Annotated in this window: 14 protein-coding genes and 1 pseudogene; 5 read left to right on the top strand and 10 right to left on the bottom strand. The window is 72.5% G+C overall.

Annotated features, from left to right (window positions below):
- From DSC45_RS25295 to DSC45_RS25285, 3 genes are all read right to left on the bottom strand, one after another.
- A partial coding sequence (locus tag DSC45_RS25295; protein ID WP_276145472.1) for an FUSC family membrane protein occupies nucleotides 1–1,068 on the bottom strand: 1,068 nt, incomplete at its 3' end.
- Nucleotides 1,069–1,171: 103 nt separating this feature from the next.
- The gene (locus tag DSC45_RS25290) at nucleotides 1,172–2,305 is read right to left on the bottom strand and encodes a DUF2786 domain-containing protein (protein ID WP_119294230.1); all 1,134 of its coding nucleotides are present in this window, start codon (nucleotides 2,303–2,305) and stop codon (nucleotides 1,172–1,174) included.
- 474 nt (nucleotides 2,306–2,779) lie between these two features.
- Nucleotides 2,780–3,625, bottom strand: a complete 846-nt coding sequence (locus tag DSC45_RS25285) for a CPBP family intramembrane glutamic endopeptidase (RefSeq protein ID WP_205571423.1) — start codon at nucleotides 3,623–3,625, stop codon at nucleotides 2,780–2,782.
- A 235-nt stretch (nucleotides 3,626–3,860) separates the two neighbouring features.
- Here DSC45_RS25285 and DSC45_RS25280 point away from each other — a divergent pair, with 235 nt between their 5' ends.
- From DSC45_RS25280 to DSC45_RS25260, 5 genes and pseudogenes are all read left to right on the top strand, one after another.
- Nucleotides 3,861–4,850: an aldo/keto reductase gene (locus tag DSC45_RS25280; protein ID WP_119294229.1), complete on the top strand. Its 990-nt coding sequence runs from the start codon at nucleotides 3,861–3,863 to the stop codon at nucleotides 4,848–4,850.
- Nucleotides 4,851–4,955: 105 nt separating this feature from the next.
- A complete protein-coding gene (locus DSC45_RS25275) occupies nucleotides 4,956–6,674 on the top strand; it encodes a bifunctional 3'-5' exonuclease/DNA polymerase (RefSeq protein ID WP_119294228.1) in 1,719 nt (572 codons plus the stop codon).
- Nucleotides 6,675–6,988: 314 nt separating this feature from the next.
- A pseudogene (locus DSC45_RS25270) lies at nucleotides 6,989–7,891 on the top strand (ABC transporter ATP-binding protein); the annotation flags it as partial.
- Nucleotides 7,892–8,013: 122 nt separating this feature from the next.
- The gene (locus DSC45_RS25265; protein ID WP_119294226.1) at nucleotides 8,014–8,985 is read left to right on the top strand and encodes an ABC transporter permease; all 972 of its coding nucleotides are present in this window, start codon (nucleotides 8,014–8,016) and stop codon (nucleotides 8,983–8,985) included.
- 66 nt (nucleotides 8,986–9,051) lie between these two features.
- On the top strand, nucleotides 9,052–9,444 hold the full coding sequence (locus DSC45_RS25260) for a GntR family transcriptional regulator (protein WP_240434838.1): 393 nt from the start codon (nucleotides 9,052–9,054) through the stop codon (nucleotides 9,442–9,444).
- A 77-nt stretch (nucleotides 9,445–9,521) separates the two neighbouring features.
- Here the strand turns inward: DSC45_RS25260 and DSC45_RS25255 are convergent, their stop codons facing one another.
- From DSC45_RS25255 to DSC45_RS25225, 7 genes are all read right to left on the bottom strand, one after another.
- The gene (locus DSC45_RS25255; protein ID WP_119294224.1) at nucleotides 9,522–10,220 is read right to left on the bottom strand and encodes a maltokinase N-terminal cap-like domain-containing protein; all 699 of its coding nucleotides are present in this window, start codon (nucleotides 10,218–10,220) and stop codon (nucleotides 9,522–9,524) included.
- 88 nt (nucleotides 10,221–10,308) lie between these two features.
- Nucleotides 10,309–12,027 (bottom strand): FAD-dependent oxidoreductase, encoded by a 1,719-nt coding sequence (locus DSC45_RS25250; protein ID WP_119294223.1) that lies wholly within the window; start codon nucleotides 12,025–12,027, stop codon nucleotides 10,309–10,311.
- Between the two features lie 141 nt (nucleotides 12,028–12,168).
- Entirely contained in the window at nucleotides 12,169–13,083 is a 915-nt protein-coding gene (locus tag DSC45_RS25245) for an AurF N-oxygenase family protein (protein ID WP_119294222.1), read from the bottom strand.
- Between the two features lie 225 nt (nucleotides 13,084–13,308).
- Nucleotides 13,309–14,019, bottom strand: coding sequence for an N-acetylmannosamine-6-phosphate 2-epimerase (locus DSC45_RS25240; RefSeq protein ID WP_119294221.1), 711 nt, complete (start codon nucleotides 14,017–14,019; stop codon nucleotides 13,309–13,311).
- Nucleotides 14,016–14,975 carry an ROK family protein gene (locus DSC45_RS25235; RefSeq protein WP_119294220.1) on the bottom strand — a complete coding sequence of 320 codons (960 nt, stop codon included), beginning with the start codon at nucleotides 14,973–14,975 and terminating at the stop codon, nucleotides 14,016–14,018. Before DSC45_RS25235 ends, DSC45_RS25240 begins: the two co-directional genes overlap by 4 nt.
- A gap of 160 nt (nucleotides 14,976–15,135) precedes the next feature.
- Nucleotides 15,136–16,578, bottom strand: coding sequence for an exo-alpha-sialidase (locus DSC45_RS25230; RefSeq protein ID WP_119294219.1), 1,443 nt, complete (start codon nucleotides 16,576–16,578; stop codon nucleotides 15,136–15,138).
- A 160-nt stretch (nucleotides 16,579–16,738) separates the two neighbouring features.
- Nucleotides 16,739–17,482: a FadR/GntR family transcriptional regulator gene (locus tag DSC45_RS25225; protein WP_119294218.1), complete on the bottom strand. Its 744-nt coding sequence runs from the start codon at nucleotides 17,480–17,482 to the stop codon at nucleotides 16,739–16,741.
- Nucleotide 17,483: the final 1 nt, after the last annotated feature.

Genomic DNA, 17,483 nt, shown 5'->3' with positions numbered 1-17,483 from the left:
GGAAGTGGGGGCGTGCGGGTCGTCGAGGAGGAGGCCCGGCAGCAGCGTGGCCCAGCGGCTGCCCGGGCCGCGGTCCGGGTCGGGAGGTGCGCCGGCCGCCTCCGCCACGTCGCCGAGGAGGGCGGTGAGGCGGACCGCGGCCCGGTGCGCGGGACCGGTCAGTACGGCCTCGGTGTCCGGGGTGCGCAACACGGCGAGCGCGGGAGACGGCAGCCGTACGGGCTCCCCGTGCCGCACCGCACGCGCCGCGGCGTCGAGGACCTGGCCTGCGGCGGCGAGGAGTTCGCGTACCCGCGCCCGGTCCGGGCCCTCCTCCGGTACGCCCACGGCGGGGTCGGCGAGGGAGGCGAGTACGGGGCGGATGCGTTCGGCGAGGCCGCGGGAGCCCCGTAGGTCCGCGGGGCGTCTGCGGGCCTGGCGCGGGGTGAGCGCTGCGGCGTCCCTGGCCGTCATCAGCGGGGCGGGGTCGAAGGGAGCGACGGGATCGTGCCGCAGCCGCCGGGCGTAGTCCGCCTCCGCGGCCAGCGCGTCCGCCAGGGCGTCGCGCTGCGCGCCCCACCGGCGGACCGGGAACAGCACGATGAGGGCTGCCTGCACCAGACCACCGCAGACGATCATCGCGGCGTGGCCCGCGGCCTCCAGAACGCTGGTGGGCAGCGTGATGGTGATCAGCATGATCGCCACGTTGGAGGAGGCCAGGATGCCGACGGTCGGTCCGACCGTCCAGCTCAGTCCGGCGAGGAAGATCCACAGGGCGAGCAGAGCGAGGAAGATCGCGGGTCTCGGCCCGGCGAGGTAGCCGAGGAAGGTACTGATCCCGAGGCTCAGGCCCGAGGCGAGGGCGAGCACCGGCCGCGGACGCCAACTGCGCTGGAACGTCGCGATCGCCGCCTGGAACGCACCGAACGCCGAACTCGCGGCGACGGCCGGGCCGAACAGCTCGAGGCTCACTCCCACGATCACGGCAAGCCCGAGAGCGGCCCGTACCGCGATCAGCGGCTCGAGCCGCTTCCGCTCGACCTGCAGGCCGGAGCGGGCGGTGACGCGAAAGGCTCGCAGCCAGCTCATTCCGTGAGGATAAGGGCTTCGGGCCCGTCCGGCCCTTGAGCGTTCGGGCCCTCGCGTGCTCGATGACCAGGGACGGCCGGTCCGGCGCCCGCGACGGCGGCGGTCACAGACCGGTCGCGCGGTCCGCGGCCCGTGCACCGTGGTGCCGGCCCGAGAGGTCGTCCGCGCCCCGGACCCGCGTGGTGGTCGTATCGGGAAAGAGTTCCTCGGCGTGCGCCGTCACGGCGACGTCGCGCGCCGCGACGGCCGGCAGCAGATCGCGCGGCGCCTCGTCCGCCGCCCTGTGCGCGGTGGCCGCGAGCCGGTGTCCGATCCGGTCGGCATAGGCGAGCTGGAACGCTTGGCGGAACGTCTTCGTCCGGCGGCGTCCCGCCGCCCGCTGCTCCGCCTCCGCGACCGTCATCGCCGCCGTGCCCTGGACGAGCAGCGAGACGTACAGGACCTCCACCGCCTCCAGATCGGGCGCGTACCCGACGACCGTCGAGAAGCCGAACGGCTCGCTCCAGACCGCCCGGCAGTGGTTCGCGCCCGCCACCGCGTGCAGAAGGATCGCCTGGGCGGTCTCGTAGGGCGGTTCGATGCCGAGGCGGCGGGTGACGGGGGTGTCGGGGGTCGGAGTGTGCCCCGACAGGGCCGCCGCGTCGAGGCTGTGCCGGGCCATCAGCTCCTGCGCCTTGGCGCTGAGCGCCTCGGCCTCCGCCGGATAGCCGGTGGCCTCCGCCTTGGCGAGCAGGGCGCGGATGCGGGCGGGGACGCGGGCCTCGGGGTGGGGCGGCGGGATGTGTACGGCGGTTCCCGGGACCGGGCCTGCCGGTTCGATCGCGGGCAGGCCGAGGAGCAGCCGGTACAGCTCGAGCAGAGCCGTGGCGTACAGGAACGGGTCACGGGGCGGGCCACCGGCGGGCAGACCGTCGAGCTGTTCGCGCCAGCGGGGCGGGAGGTCGGCGGGGCCGGAGCCGTACCTCGCGGTCTCGTCCCTGATCAGGTCCGCGGCGAGGGACACGTGCACGGGGTCGAGCCCGCGCCGCACCATACGGACCAGGTCGGCGGGCTGCCACCCGCGTTCCCAGGCCCTGCGCACGAACCCCGCGCCCCGCCGGAACGCTTCCGCCCGGTCCTGCGCACTTGCTGCGAGCAGCGCGGCCCCCGCGTCGAGGCCGCCGTCGTCACGGCGGCGCCCGGGGGCGCTGTAGAGCGCCGCGGCGAACGCCTTGTCCACCACGCTCTCGCTCGCCATCCGACTGCCTCCTCCACGTCGCCGCTCTGCCTCGCGCGCATCCGGGGCCGGGGTACGGGACGGGCCCGGCTGCGCCCGTCCATGGTCCCAGGCGGTGCGGGGTCGGCGGCGGGGCGTCCTCCACGCGCGCGTGGAGGACGGTTTCGAGGCGTGGGGAGGCGGCTTCCACGCGCGCGTGGAGGACGGTTTCGGGTGGATCAGAGGAGACCGTGGACGCCGGAATGACGGTGAGCGCTGGAGGGACGGTGGACGCCAGAGGGACGGTGGACGCGCCGGAGGGACGGTGGACGCCGAAGGGACGGTGGACGCCAGAGGGACAGTGGACGCCGAAGGGACGGTGGACGCCGAAGGGACAGTGGACGCCGAAGGGACAGTGAGCGCCGAAGGGACAGCGGACGCCGAAGGGACAGCGGACGCCGAAGGGACAGCGGACGCCGAAGGGACGGTGAGCGCCGGAGGGACGGTGGGACCGCTTCAGCGCAGGACGAAGACGGCGAGGCTGCCGATGACGGCGTTCGCGGTCACGTGGACCAGGTAGGGAATGGCGATGCCGCCGCTGCGCAGCCGCATGACGCCGAGGACGAATCCCCATCCGGCGGCCATGATCATGCCGATGACGCCCGAAGGGAATCCGCCGTAGTGAGCGGCACCGAACAGCAGGGCCTGGAGCACCGCCGCGGTCTTCGCGCCCCAGAGTGAGGCGAGTTCGGTGAGGATGACGCCGCGGAACAGCATCTCTTCCCAGATCGGATTGACCAGGGCGAACCCGCACACGCCCAGCAGCGCCACCGCGACGGGCAAGTCCTGCAGGTCACGCAGGAAGGGGGCGGGTTCGGGGCGGGCGAGCAGGGCCCAGGTGGTCAGCGCGGCGCCGCTGACGACGACGGTGGCCAGGCCGAGCCAGGGTGCTTCCCGAGTGAGTCGCCCCCGGGCCAGCCAGCTCAGGGCGGGCCGCAGGCGCAGGACCCGGCGGCCGATGGCATACAGCAGGGCCGGTGGCACGACGCAGACGGCGATCGTGGTGACCGCGGGTGGCAGGTCGGCCAAGGCGCCGGCGGAGAAGCAGATCATGAGCGCGGTGCTGAAGACGCCGGCGCGGATCGCCGCAGGCGTGCGCAGCAGGAACGTGCACGCCGTCAGAGACAGGGCAGCCACGAGCACGTCGACGCGGACCGCTGTCGGCAACGACGGCGGCAGCACTGCCAGGCCTCCCAACGCGACGACGGCGATCCCCGCGCACACGGTGCGAGCCGGTGCATCCCCCTGGACCGTGGACGTGGGCAGGGCGGCGGACCGTGTCGTCCCCGACTCCGTCGTCATCGGCTCAGCTCTCGCACCATGCGGGCGATCTTCCCAGGACTCCGCGCGCCTGACAGGCGTTCGTTCTCACGGACCTGAAATGCCGCTCCACGCGTGCGTGGAGGGGCATTTCAGGTCGAGGTATTTCGGCGTGGGACAGGGCTTGCCTTCGGGTGCGCTTCAACATTCAGACTCCCCAGGAAGGGCCGGCGCTCGTCGGGTCGGTCCCGTGTTCGCTGGATCAGGGAGGAACCGTATGCGTTATCGCACCATCGGCACGGACCCGGCCACCCGTCGCGAGGTGAGCGTGCTGAGCCTCGGGGCCATGCTGTTCGGGACCCGGACGGACGAGGAGACGTCGTTCGCGCTGCTCGACCGGTACGTGGAGGCGGGCGGCACGTTCATCGACACCTCCGACAACTACGCGTTCTGGGAGAACGGCACCCAGGGCGGTGAGAGCGAATTCGTCCTCGGCCGCTGGCTGGCCAGCCGCGGCATCCGGGACGAGCTCGTCATCGCCACCAAGCTCGGTGCCCGGCCGCTCGCCCCCGGCACCGGCTACGTCGACAACCCGGAGGGCCTCTCCGCGCGCGTCATCCGCGAGTCCGCGGAGGCCAGCCGGGAGCGGCTCGGTGTGGAGCGCCTGGACGTGCTGTACGCGCACATCGAGGACACCTCGGTGCCGCTCGAGGAGACCGTGCACGGGTTCGCCGAGCTCGTCGCGGAGGGCACGGTCGGGCTGCTCGGCGTGAGCAACCACTGGGCCTGGCGGGTGGAGCGGGCGCGCGCGATCGCCGCGGCGGCCGGCCTGCCCGGGTACGAGGTTCTGCAGTACCACCACACGTATCTGCGGCGCCGCACCGATCTGCCCGGTGAGCTGTCGCCGGACGGTTCGCAGGGTGTCGTCGGGGGCGATCTGCTCAGTTACGTCCGCGAAGCTCCCGAGCTCGCGCTCGTCGCGTACACGCCGCTGCTGTCCGGGGCCTACTCGCGCGCGGACCGGCCCCTGCCGCCCGAGATCGCCGACCACCCGGGCACGCGGGCGCGGCTTGCCGCGCTGCGGGAGGTGGCGGCGGAGACCGGGGCGACGGTCAATCAGGTGGTGCTCGCCCTGCTGCTCGATGCGGAGGTGCCGGCGATTCCGTTGGTCGGGGCGTCGTCCGTGGCGCAGTTGGACGAGAGTCTTCAGGCGGTGGATCTGAAGCTCACGGAGTCGCAGTCGGCGAGGCTGTCCGAGGCGGGGTGACCGTCGGCTGAGACCGGTTGCCGGTGCCGGCTTCGCCGTTGTGCGGGCCGGATCGCCGAGCCGGTGCGGGCCCCGTTGTCAGTGGGGGCTGTTTCAATCGGCGGTATGGGTGTGCGGTGGGCGGTTGCGGGGGGTGAGGACGGTCCGGGGGATGCCGTTCTCGTCGTGCCGTTGCGGGAGGACGGGTCGCCCGCCGCCACACCTGTGCGGGAGCCGGACGTCGCCGCGGCGGTACGGGCGCGGCCGGACGCCGCCCGGTGGGTGTGGCGCTCGACCGCGGACGTGTATCCCCGGCTGCTCGCCGCGGGCGTACGGGTCGACAAGTGCTATGACATCGAGGACGCCGAGACCCTGCTGCTCGGGCACGAGGGGCGGCTCGGTGAACCTCGTTCCGCCGCCGCCGCGTTGGCCCGCCTGCACGGGCTGCCGGTGCCCGACGATCCGCCGCAGCGCGCCGCGGAGAAGGGCGCGGGCGCCCAGTCCTCGCTCTTCGAGCCGGGGGCCGAGTCCACGCCGGTGCCGCTCGACGGCCTGCTCGAGGTCTACGCGGACCAGATGCGCCGGCACGAGCAGGCCGAACATCCGGGCCGTATGCGGCTGCTGACCGCGTCCGAGTCCGCGGGCATGCTGACCGCGGCGGAGATGAACGCGACGGGGCTGCCCTGGAGCGCGGACGTACACCGCGGGGTCCTCGACGAGCTGTTGGGCGAGCGGTACGCGGGCGGAGGCGAGCCGCGGCGGCTCACGGAGCTGGCGGACGAGGTGTCGGCGGCGTTCGGCCGCCGGGTGCGGCCCGATCTGCCGGCGGACGTCCTGAGGGCGTTCACACAGGCGGGGATCCGGGTGAAGTCCACGCGGCGCTGGGAGTTGGAGTCGCTCGACCATCCCGCCGTCGGCCCGCTCCTCGAGTACAAGCGGCTGTACCGGATCTGGGTGGCGCACGGCTGGTCCTGGCTGCAGGACTGGGTGGCGGACGGCCGCTTCCGGCCCGCCTATCTGCCCGGCGGCACGGTCACGGGGCGGTGGGTGACGAACGGCGGCGGGGCCCTGCAGATCCCGAAGGTGATCCGCCGCGCGGTGGTGGCCGATCCCGGCTGGCGGCTCGTGGTGGCCGACGCGGACCAGATGGAGCCCAGGGTGCTGGCCGCGATCTCGCGCGATCCCGGGCTGATGGAGGTGGCGTCGCGGCCCGGTGACCTCTACCAGGCGGTGTCCGACCGGGCGTTCGCCGGTGACCGCGAGACGGCGAAGATCGCGGTGCTCGGTGCCGTCTACGGACAGACGTCCGGCGACGGCCTGAAGAACCTGGCTCAGCTGCGCCGCCGTTTCCCCCGCGCGGTGTCGTACGTGGACGATGCGGCGCGGGCGGGCGAGGAGGGGCGGCTCGTACGGACGTGGCTGGGGCGCACGTGTCCGCCGGCGCCGGGGGCCGACGTGCGGGAGGAGGCCGGCATTCCGCAGGACGAGCCGGACGAGTCGGGGGCCGGGCGGGAGGACGGGTGGGTCCCGGGCTATGCCTCGACCGATGTCCGCGCGCGCGGCCGGTTCGCGCGCAACTTCGTGGTGCAGGGCAGTGCGGCGGACTGGACACTGCTGGTGCTTGCGGCGCTGCGGCGGTCCCTTCATGCCGCGGGGATGGCGGCGGAGTTGGTGTTCTTCCAGCACGACGAGGTGATCGTGCACTGTCCTGCGGAGGAGGCGGAGGGGGTTGTCGCGGCGATTTCCGCGGCGGCGGAGGAGGCGGGGGTTGTCGCCTTCGGGGAGAGTCCCGTGCGGTTTCCGTTCACCACGGCTGTTGTGGAGTGCTACGCCTCCGCGAAGTGACGGTTGTTTGCGGTCTTCCTTGTCTGTGGGTGCGCAGCCTCCGCCGTTTTGTGGGTGCGCACCGTCCCCCGTTTTGTGAGGGCGCCCCGTCCGTCGTTCGTCCGCGGGTTTCCCCGTGGTCGTCCTTGCCCTCGAGTGCCGGGCGGGCTGAGCAGCCACCGGCCCTGGCGGGCCTTGTCCTCGAACGCCGGACGGGCTGCAGGGGCCGGATCGGGGTGTCAAGGGATGGCGGTGCAAGGCCGGTTGACACCGGAGGGCCTCCGGATCATGATTCCACTAGTCGAATAGTGGAATCATGGATTGAGGGGAAGCGCGTGGCAGACACCGAACTCCCGGGTGGCCCGGTCGGGCCCTGGGCGCTCGACGCTCGTGGGCTCGGGAAGCGCTATCGACGCGGCTGGGCGTTGCGGGACTGCTCGTTCCGGCTGCCCGCGGGCCGGATCTGCGGTCTCGTCGGGCCGAACGGCGCGGGCAAGACCACCCTCCTGAGGATCGCGGCCCAGCAGGTCGCCGCGACCGAGGGCCGCCTGGACGTCTGCGGCGTACCGGCCACGGACTCCGCCGCTCTCCCCCGATTCGCCTATCTCGGGCAGGACAAGCCGCTGTTCAAGCGCTTCACGGTGGCCCAGACGCTGCGGATGGGCCTGGAGCTCAACCCGCTCTGGGACGCCGCCGAGGCGGAACGGATCGTACGCGCCGGCGACGTACCGCTCGACGCACGGATCGGCTCGCTCTCCGGCGGCCAGCACACGCGCGTGGCCTTCGCGCTCGCCTTCGGCAAGCGGCCCGAACTGCTGCTGCTCGACGAGCCGATGGCCGACCTCGACCCGGTCGCGCGGGACGAGATGGGCGCCCTGCTGATGGCGGAGGCCGCCGAGCGCGGCACCACCGTGCTGATGTCGTCCCACCTGCTCACCGAGCTCGAGGACATGTGCGACCACCTCCTCGTCGTCGCCGGCGGCCGGCTCCGCCTCGCCGGTGACGTCGACACCCTGGTCCCCGCGCACACCCTGGTCACCGGACTCGCCCCGGACGGCCGCGCCCCCAAGGCGCTGGACGCCCACACGGTGATCGAGACCCAGGTGCAGGGACGGCAGTTCCACGCCCTCGTACGCCCCACAGGTGCGCTGCGGGACGACTGGGAGACGGCCGAACCGAGCCTGGAGGAAGTCCTCCTGGCCCATCTGCGCGCACCGGACGCGCCCGCACTGCTCAGCGGCGCCTCCGAACCCGAAGCCCCCGAGCCCGAAGCCCCCGAACCCGGCGCCTCGGAACCCGACACCTCCGATCCCGAAGACCCCGACGCCCCCCACCGCGACGCCGAAGGGAACCCCACCGCATGAGCGCCGTCCCACCCGAGCCCACGGACACCGCGCACGTACCGCGGCGCCGGCTGCTGCGCGGGCCGGCCTGGCTGGTGCTCACCCAGCACCGCGCCGCGACGTACCTGTACCTCGCCGTGTTCGTCCTCGGACCGGCCTGGATCCTGTACCAGCACCACGACATGAGCGGCGCGATCGAGGCGGCGGGCTCCGGCCCGGAAGCCGACACGCCGATGATGAACAACAGCGGCTTCGACTCGTTGGCCTTCGCCCTCACCTCGCTGCCGGTGCTGATCGCCGTCTTCGTCGCGGCCCCGCTGTTCGCCGGCGACCAGGAGAACGGCACCTCGCGGCTGGTCACCACGCAGTCCATGACGCGTGGCCGCTGGGTGTTCGCGAAGGTGCTGTGGTGCCTCGGCCTGACCACGGTGGCGGGTGTGCTCCTGTCCGCGTTCTTCACCTGGTCGTGGCGCTCGCACCGGGACCACGTGATGAGTTCCTGGATGGACGGCCAGATCTTCGACAACACCGGTCCGGTACTGCCGGCGCTCTGCCTGTTCCTCGCCGCCGCCGGGATGACGGCCGGGCTGTTGATCCGGCGGATGCTGCCGGCGATGGGGTTCACCTTCATGTTCTGCTTCGCCGTGCAGATCGTGTGGGCCGAGGTCCGCGACAAGTTGGCGCCCACCCGCACCGTCACCTACCCGATCGACTCCGGTCAGCCGGCCGTGCTCGACGACGCCTTCGAGGTGGACCGGTGGATCGGCGCGGCCGACGGCAAGCTGTTCGGCTGGGGCCACTGCGCGGAGCCGACCGAGGCCGCATCGGACGCCTGCGTGAAGCAGAACGGCATCGTCAACGACGTGGTGGAGTACCTGGGTTACGACCAGATGGCGGCTCTGCAGTGGACCGGAGCGGGCGTTCTGCTCGCGGCCGCTGCGCTGCTCACCGCGTTCACCGTGTGGCGAGTGACCCGGAGGCCGCTGTAGGCGAGGTCCCCTGCGGGGCGCGCGGCGCTCCGTACAGTGTCGGAAATCCAGCGGGAGGAGAGGGCGGTGGTCGTGTTCCGGATCGACCGGCGCAGCGGGGTGGCGACGTATCTGCAGATCGTGCGCCAGGTCGAACAGGCCCTGCGGATGGGCGCGTTGGGCGAGGGCGACCGGCTGCCCACCGCCGCGCAGGTGGCGGCGTCCACCAAGGTCAATCCGAACACGACGCTCAAGGCCTACCGCGAGCTGGAACGGATGGGGCTCGCCGAAGTCCGCCAGGGCGCGGGCACGTTCATCACGCGCTCCCTCGCGCGCGCCGAGTCAGAACCGGATTCTCCGCTGCGTACGGCACTGGTCGAGTGGATGGAACGGGCCCGCGGCCAGGGACTCGGCCCCGAGGACGTCCGGGCTCTCCTCGACTCGGTGCACGAGGCGGTGTATCCGCCGGCCGCCCGGTGACCGCGCACCGCCGCCGGACGAGGGCGATCACGGCCCGCCGCTGCCCCTCGGTTCACGGGCAGCGGCGGGCCGTCGGCTCAGGACCGCGGCTCGTCGGGCGAACCGTCGTGGACCACGACGTACTTGCCGCGGGCAGGCGTCTCGTCGAGCAGGGTCCAGTCCGCGGTGACGTGGCCGAGCGCGGACCAGGGCTCACCGATCGGGCCCTCGCCGATGCCTTCGTTCGTCAGTACGCGGTTGATGCGCAGCGTCAACGGGCCGGGCTCGACGACGATGTCCGTCGTACGCGGCCCCGATTCCGTCCGCACGGACCGGCAGTCGGCGGCGGTGCGGGCGGTGCCCGTGTAGTGGTGGGCCACCGACGGGTCGGGGGTGTTGCTCTCGCGCTGGGCCTGCGGTTCGGCCTCACCGAGGACGAGGGCGCAGAGCTGGGTGACGAAGACCGGGTCGTGGGCGGCGTCGTAGACCCAGCGGGTGCCCAGGACGCCGTGCTCCGCGGTGCCGAGCAGGGCATCCTCGGCGGCGTCGGGGAGCGGGGCACCGCGGTAGGTGAGCGGGATCAGGTAGTGCTGCGGCGTCTCGCCGCCGGAGTCGCCGACCACCAGGAGCTCGATGCCGACCTCGCCCGCCGGGTCGTCCAGGCGGAAGCCGCCGAGCCTCGTCAGCGCCTCCGGATCCGCCTTGCCGTCGCCCTGGTACCAGGGCTGAGCGGTGAGCCAGGCGCCGATGAGCTCGACCTTCGTCGGCGTCAGCGTTGTGCGGTGGACGATCGCCATGCGGGGCCCTCCGGGCAGGTAGGTGCGGAGGGCCCACGGTAGCCGTCCGGGCAGGTGGGGCGCGCCCGGTACCGCCCGGGTGGGCGGATCAGCGCAGGAGGTTCCAGCGGGAGGGCCTGGCTGCCGCGACCAGATCGTCGATGGTCGTCAACTTGACCCGAGGGCGGCCTTGTTGGTCACCTCGAGCGGTTTCGGCGCGGTGGATGGCCGCCAGACCGCGGGCGTCGATCACACGGCGGTTTCGGCCGCGGACGAGGCGCGAGAAGGACTTCGGCTCCCGGGAGGGGGCCGGCAGCGCACCCGCGACCGCGTCGGCGAGCAGGGTGCCGACCGTCTCCGCCGAACAGCTGCGGTTCGCACCGATGCCGCCGGACGGGCCGCGCTTGATCCAGCCGACCACGTAGGTGCCCGGCATACCGACGACCCGTCCGTCCTCGTGCGGCACCGTGCCGGTGGCCTCGTCGAACGGCAGTCCCGCGACCGGCAGTCCCCGGTAGCCGATGGCCCGCAGCATCAGGCCGGCCGGCACCTCCGTACCGCCGTCGCCCCCGCCACCCGTGACACGTACGCCCCGAAGAGCGGTGTCACCGGCGGGAGTCGAGCCTGCGAGCGCCTCGGTGGTCGAGGAGTGGAAGCGCAGGACGATACGGCGGCCGGGCGCGGGTGACGCCGTGAGGTCCGGGGTGGAGCGGGTCACGCCCTGCAGCAGCCCGGCCCTGCTGGACGGGTCCGCAGCGTCGATCGCGGCGCCGATCCGCGGATCGTGGCCGTCGACGAGCAGCTCGACGCCGGGCAGGTGCTTGAGGGCCAGCAGTTCGGAGCGGGTGTACGAGGCGTCCTTCGGGCCGCGGCGGCCGAGCACGACGACCTCGCGCACCTTGCTGTCCCGCAGGGCGGCGAGTGCGTGGTCGGCGATGTCCGTACCGGCCAGCTGCTCGGGGTCGGCGACCAGGATGCGGGCGACGTCGAGGGCCACGTTGCCGTTGCCGACCACCACCACGCGTTCCGTACTCAGGTCCGGGGTGCCGATGACCGCCTCGGGGTGGGCGTTGTACCAGGAGACGAAATCGGTGGCCGAGACGCTGCCGGGCAGATCCGCGCCGGGGATGTCGAGCCGGCGGTCCGCGGAGGCGCCCACCGCGTAGATCACCGCATCGTGGTGGGCGGCCAGTTCCTCGGCCGTGACGTGCTTGCCGATCTCGACCCCGAGGTGCATCCGGACCCGGGGGTGGGTGTGCAGGCGCGCGAAGGTGTCGCCGACCTTCTTGGTCGCCGGGTGGTCCGGCGCCACCCCGTACCGCACCAGACCGCCTGCCACCGGGAGCCGGTCGACCAGCGTGACTTCGGCGTTGGTGTGCAGGAGCAGGTCCTCGGCCGCGTACATGCCGGCCGGTCCGGTGCCGACCACGGCGACCCGGATCGGCGCGAAGTCGGACGGCAGGACGCGTTCGAACGACGGCCGGCCCCAGACGTGGAAGTTCGGACTGTCGGCGGTCGGGGCCAAGTCCCCTTCCCCTACTGCCTGTTCGCCGGCCGGGGGCTGCTGCCCCGGCCCCGTCTCGTAGTACTCCGCATTCAGCCGGAGGTACTCCCGCCGGCCGTCCAGGAGGCGGTCCGCCGGGAAGATCGCGTCCACCGGGCAGGCGTCCGCGCAGGCGCCGCAGTCGATGCAGGTCTTCGGATCGATGTGCAGCATGTCCGTGCTGCCGAACGCCCGCTCCTCGGGCGTCGGATGGATGCAGTTGACCGGGCAGACGGCGATGCAGGTCGCGTCGTTGCAGCAGGTCTGGGTGATGGCGTAGGTCATGGTTCCGGTCCCGGTGCTAAGAGGCCGTCCGCTGTCGAGGATTCAGCCGTCGGAAGTCGCGGCGGCAGCCGCACGGGCGATCGGCTCGGAGCGATCGACTCGGAGCGATCGACTCGAAGCGATCGACTCGGAGTGATCGGCTCAGATCAGGTGGGCGCGCTTGTAGAAGATCAGGGCCGGCTTGGTGAGCAGGCGGGCCGAGGCGAGGAACTCCATCAGGCCGGAGCAGCTGGAGCGCATCATCGACTTGTGGTGCTCGTTGGCCGCGGCCTCGGCGAGGGCGCGCTCGGAGTCGAGGCCCGCGTTCTTGTAGACCTTCTTGTTCACCATGCTGGTCACGATGACGTACGAGGCGATCGCGACCACCAGGGAGCTGATCTGGCGGCGCACGAAGCCCGCCTTCCGCAGCCGCTTGCGGGTCTCGTCGCGGGCGAACTTCATGTGGCGGGACTCCTCGACCACATGGATGTTGTTGATGGTCCGCACGAACGGCACCACCCGCTCGTCGCGCATCCAGTCGCGCTGCATGACGTCGAGCACCTCCTCGGCGACGAGGATCGCCGCGTACGCGGACTCTCCGAACGCCAACGTCTTGAAGGCGCGCCCGAGTTCGACGGCCGCCCGGTGCGGGCGGTACGGCGGCGCCCCGAGCTTCTCGGCGCCGCGGGCGAACATGATCGAGTGCCGGCACTCCTCGGCGATCTCGGTGAGCGCCCACTGGAACTCGGGGTCCGTCGCGTCCTTGGCGTAGATGTCACGCAGCACCATCTGCTGCAGGATCATCTCGAACCAGATGCCGGTGCTGGCGACCGAGGCGGCTTCCTGCCGGGTCAGCTCCTTGCGCTGCGCCTCGGTCATCTCCTCCCAGTACGCGGTGCCGTAGAGCGTGCTCCACTCCGGGCTCGCGCCGTGGAAGTCCTTGTCGAGGGGCGTCTCCCAGTCGACCTCGGTGGCCGGGTCGTACGCCAGCTTCGCGGCCGAGTCGAGCAGCCGCTGGGCAACCTCGTGCTTGCCCGACCTGTGCTGGTTTCGCGGGGGAACGGTGCTGCTTGCCATGGTGCGGCTCCTCGAGTCGAATCGAGTCTGAAGATCCTTGGCCTTGAAGGCAGTTGGCCGGACGTGCCGCACGCAGGGGTACGCGTGGCACGCCTCGGGCGTACGTGCCGCAGGGCGCGGCCCGAGCCGTTGTTAGACGCAACGTATAACAAGGCCACCGAGCTGCCTACCCCCCAGTAAGGATCCGGCCGCCGCGAGCTGTTGCCGAGCCCAGCGGTAACGCACTCACCCCGCACCGAGCCCCTCGACGAAACGGGTGGTCAGAGCGGTGGGCGCGGTGATGGCGGTGCCGACGACGACGCTGTGGGCGCCGTGGGCGAGGGCGGCGGCGGCCTCCTCCGGCGTACGGATACGACCCTCGGCGACGACCGGGACACGGACGGCGGCGGCGAGTTCGGTGACGAGGGCGAGGTCCGGGCCGTCCTGCTTCGGGCGACCCGGGACGTAACCGGACAGCGTGGTCGAGACCAGGTCAGCACCGGCGGCGGCCGCCGCGACACCCTCCGCCAGGCTGCCGACGTCCGCCATCACCAGGGCCCCCGCCTCGTGCACGGCGCGGACCAGGTCAGGGAAGGTGGTGGCGTCCGGCCGGGTCCGATCACCTGCGTCGGCGGCGACGACCGCCGCGCCCGCCTCGACGACGGCGAGGGCGTGGCGGACCGTGGGCGTGATGTAGACCGCGTCGCCGCCGGTCTCGCCGTCCTTCCACAGGCCGATGACGGGCAGGTCCACGGCCTCGGCGATCGCTGCGACGACCTCCGGGGCGTTGGCCCGGATCGCGGCGCCGCCGCCGAGTTCGGCGGAACGGGCCATCCGCACCAGAGTGCCGGTGTCCCGCATGGGGTCTCCGGGCGGCGCCTGGCAGGAGACGATCAGGCGGCCCTCGAGCGCGGCGGCCAGTGCGGCGGCGGTCCAGGGGCGGCGGGGTGCGGTCATCGGCGGGCTCCCGGGTGGTGGAGGGGCAGGGTGGCGGTGAGTGCGGCGGCGCCGTGTACGGCGGCATCGGCGCCGAAGTGCGGTGGGCTCGGGGCGAGTCCGCGCAGGCGCGGCATCAACTCCGCCTGGAACGCGGCGTCCAGGGCGTCCCGGTACAGCGCACCGATGCCGGTCACGCCACCGCCGACCACGACGCGGTCGGGGCCGAGGGCGTTGGCCAGTCCGCCGAGTACCTGGCCCGCCGCGGCCGCTCCGGTGGTGATGGCGTGCACGGCGAGGGAGTCGCCCGCCGCGGCGCGGGCCGCGACGGTCTGCAGCCGGTCGACGGGCGCCGCGGTGAGCCGTGCGTAATGGGCGGTGATGGCCGGTCCCGAGGCGATGACCTCCAGGTGCCCGGTGGCTCCGCAGGTGCAGGGCAGTCCGGCCGCCTGGGCACTGGGCAGGTGCCCGAGGTGACCGGCGATCCCGAAGGCGCCGTGCAGCATCCGCCCGTCCACGGCGACCGCGCCTCCGACTCCGGTGCCGATGGCGGCGTACAGGAGTGATCCGAACTCGCTTTCCAGAGTCGCGAGTTCGGGGCCGGCGGTCGCCCGTACGTCGTTGTCGCAGGCCACCGGGAGGCCCGTACGGTCCGCGAGTCCGGCGCCGAGTGCGGTGCCGGCCCAGCCGGGCAACGAGTCGGTGGCGCTGGTGACGCGGCCGGCCCGCGGGTCGATGACCCCCGCGGCCGCGACGCCGACGGCCGAGGCGATCCGCTTCGGGTCGACCGCGTGCGCGGCGGCGGCCAGCGCGTCGAGCACCGCCTCGGGTCCGTCCTGAGCGGGGGTCGGCCGGGTGTCACGGGCGAGCACGGCGCCGTCGGGCGCGAAGCGCGCGGCGGCGATCTTCGTCCCGCCGAGATCGAGCCCGATCACGGGGGCGCCGGTGCCGGGCAGGGGGCCGGCGGCACGTGGCATCGATGGCTCCAGTTCGTATCGGGGCCCGTACGCAGCCGAGGGGGCGCTGCGTACGGGCGCGCGGTGCTTGTGCGTCCGTGAACGCGGTTCGTGTGCGGCCGCGAACTCCCCTACATGAACGATGAGTTCGCGTACTCGGATGCTCGGGCAGGCCGACGGGTCAGGGAGTGACCGTGACCGTCCTGGCGGTGGAGGCCTGCTTGCCCTCCCCCGAGACGTAGCGCGCCGTGATCTCGGCGTCCCCGGAGGCGCCGGCCGCCGGAGTCACCGGCACCTTGACGTCGGCGCCCTGACCCGGGTCCAACGCGGGCACGGTCACCTGCCGGGTCGACCAACCACCCGGCACCACCAGGTTCATGGTCCCCGCCTCGCGACGCGTGTCCATCCGGTTGACCACCCGGACGGTGAACTCCGAGGCCGCGCCCGCCTTCAGGGCCGCCGGCGGGGTGACGGTCAGGTCGGCGCAGGTGCCGCCGAGCCAGCGCAGGTCGAAGGACTTGTAGGTGATGTGGTCGACGTTTCCGCGCTCGTGGAGCATGCCGATACGGTCGCCCGCCAGCCTGGTGAGCGTCGAGTAGGCGGACGGACCCGCGTCGACGGTCTTCTGGATGTTCCAGGTCTCGCCGTCGTCGCAGGACATCTTGACGGTCGTGTTCTCGCGCGCGGTCCTGCTCGCGGTGTTGCTGAACAGCAGCCACTTCGACTTCGGGTCCGAGGCGGGTGCGTCCGGCTCCAGCCGCATGATCGAGCCGTTGTTGGCCGGGTCGGGCAGCTCCGTGTCCTGTTCGAGGGGCGTGTAGGTGACGCCGCCGTCGCTGGAGTACGCGACCGTGCGGTACGGCGCGGAGCGGTTGTTGAGCATGATCCGGCCGTCGGAGAGCTCGACGGTCTTGTTCTCGTCGCCGCCGGGGCCGACCGGGGTGCCCGTCCGCCAGGTCTCGCCGTGGTCGTCGCTGTAGGCGCTGACCGCGTAGTTGGCGCCGTCGTGGCGTATCGCGTACTGCTGGATCAGACGGCCCTTGTGCGTGCCGTGCCGCAGCTGGATGCCCTCGCCCGATGCGGCGAACATGCCTGCCCAGGCAGGGTTCTTGACCTGCTTGGTGATCCGGCGGTGCTTCCAGGTGACGCCGTCGTCGTCGGAGTAGCTGTAGTCGGCCTGCAGGATGTCCGGGTCGGTCTCGTCGTTGCCGGTGCCGGAGCCGGGGAAGCCCTGGTTCACGGAGCTGGCGTAGAAGACGAAGATCCGGCCCGTCTCGCGGTCGACGAGCAGGCTCGGGTCGCCGTGCCCCTTCGGGGCGTCGCTCTTGCGGATGACCTGCTGGTCCTGCCAGGTGGTGCCGCCGTCGGTGCTGCGGCGCAGTACGACACCGAGGTTGCCCGGCAGGTCGCCGAGGGTGGGGCGGGCGTCGTAGGCGGCGAGCAGGGTTCCTTCGGTCGATCTGGTGAGCGCGGGGATCCGGTAGAACGGCGAGCCCTCGCCCTTCACCGTCAGGTCCTGGCTGGTGAGTTCACCCGGAGCGGGCTCGGCTGCCCCCGCGGGCAGTGCCGTGGTCAACGACAGGACCGCGGCGGACAGAGCGGCGGTGAGCACGGTGCGCTTCATGACGATCTCTCTCTTCTCGGACAGAAGACGTCTGATGTCCTGTCGGCAAGCGGGACCCTAGGCAGCGGTCCCGAGGCCCGTCAAGAGTCCGCGCAGCACGGCCGGCTCCGGCCGGCGCCGGCCGGATCGTCGCGGTGACGGACACCGCGACCGAGGCGCCTCAGCCCGCCTCGCGCCGCTCCCGCGCATCCGCGATGCGCCGCCGCACCGGCGTGTAGTGCCTGGTCAGAGCATTCAGAAAGCCGGGTACGTCACCGGCTCGCGCCGCGTCCACGATGGCCTGGTGGTCCGCGATCGTGGACGCCTCGTAGGCCGCGTCGAACCCGTCGAGATGCGGCGCGACGACCGTGTACACCTCCCAGAACGCCATCGACAGCTGACCGATCAGCACGTTCCCGAGCGGCTTCACGAGCTGGGCGTGGAACTCCCGGTCGACCTCCACGAAACCGTGGCCGTCCTTCGCACCGGTCTCCCGCATGCGAGCCACGAGGCCCTCCAGCACGTCGAGTTGGGACGTGGTGAGGAGTGCGACGATGCGCTCGGCCATCCCGCGCTCGAAGAGTTCCCGTACGTCGACCAGGTCGGCCATCACCCGGAAGTCGTCGTCGGGCGAGAGCATCCCGCGGAAGGTCAGGCTCTCCACCAGTGCGGACAGACTGAGCCTGCCCACGTAGGTGCCGTGGCCGTGGCGCACCTCGACGATGTCCAGGGCGTTGAGGATCTTCACGGCCTCGCGGACGCTCGAGCGGCTGGCGCCGAGCTCCTCGCACAGGGCCGTCTCGCTGGGCAGCGGGTCTCCCGGGCGCAGCTTCTCCTCGAGGATGTAGCGCTTGATGCCCTCGACGACTTCCTGCCGCAGCGACTGCCGGCCGGTCTTCGCGCCGGGCTCAGGCTTACCACTCACC

It is taken from the genome of Streptomyces sp. YIM 130001 (assembly GCF_003574445.1).
Classification (GTDB): Bacteria; Actinomycetota; Actinomycetes; order Streptomycetales; family Streptomycetaceae; genus Streptomyces.
The sequence above is the reverse complement of the archived record's forward strand: the minus strand, read 5'-3'. Positions and strand labels throughout refer to the sequence as shown.

Bases quoted from the DNA above. Each gene is read 5' to 3' on its own strand.
- DSC45_RS25290 (WP_119294230.1), bottom strand. From the start codon at position 2,305: ATGGCGAGCGAGAGCGTGGTGGACAAGGCGTTCGCCGCGGCGCTCTAC.
- DSC45_RS25285 (WP_205571423.1), bottom strand. From the start codon at position 3,625: ATGACGACGGAGTCGGGGACGACACGGTCCGCCGCCCTGCCCACGTCC.
- DSC45_RS25280 (WP_119294229.1), top strand. From the start codon at position 3,861: ATGCGTTATCGCACCATCGGCACGGACCCGGCCACCCGTCGCGAGGTG.
- DSC45_RS25275 (WP_119294228.1), top strand. From the start codon at position 4,956: ATGGGTGTGCGGTGGGCGGTTGCGGGGGGTGAGGACGGTCCGGGGGAT.
- DSC45_RS25265 (WP_119294226.1), top strand. From the start codon at position 8,014: ATGAGCGCCGTCCCACCCGAGCCCACGGACACCGCGCACGTACCGCGG.
- DSC45_RS25255 (WP_119294224.1), bottom strand. From the start codon at position 10,220: ATGGCGATCGTCCACCGCACAACGCTGACGCCGACGAAGGTCGAGCTC.
- DSC45_RS25250 (WP_119294223.1), bottom strand. From the start codon at position 12,027: ATGACCTACGCCATCACCCAGACCTGCTGCAACGACGCGACCTGCATC.
- DSC45_RS25245 (WP_119294222.1), bottom strand. From the start codon at position 13,083: ATGGCAAGCAGCACCGTTCCCCCGCGAAACCAGCACAGGTCGGGCAAG.
- DSC45_RS25240 (WP_119294221.1), bottom strand. From the start codon at position 14,019: ATGACCGCACCCCGCCGCCCCTGGACCGCCGCCGCACTGGCCGCCGCG.
- DSC45_RS25235 (WP_119294220.1), bottom strand. From the start codon at position 14,975: ATGCCACGTGCCGCCGGCCCCCTGCCCGGCACCGGCGCCCCCGTGATC.
- DSC45_RS25230 (WP_119294219.1), bottom strand. From the start codon at position 16,578: ATGAAGCGCACCGTGCTCACCGCCGCTCTGTCCGCCGCGGTCCTGTCG.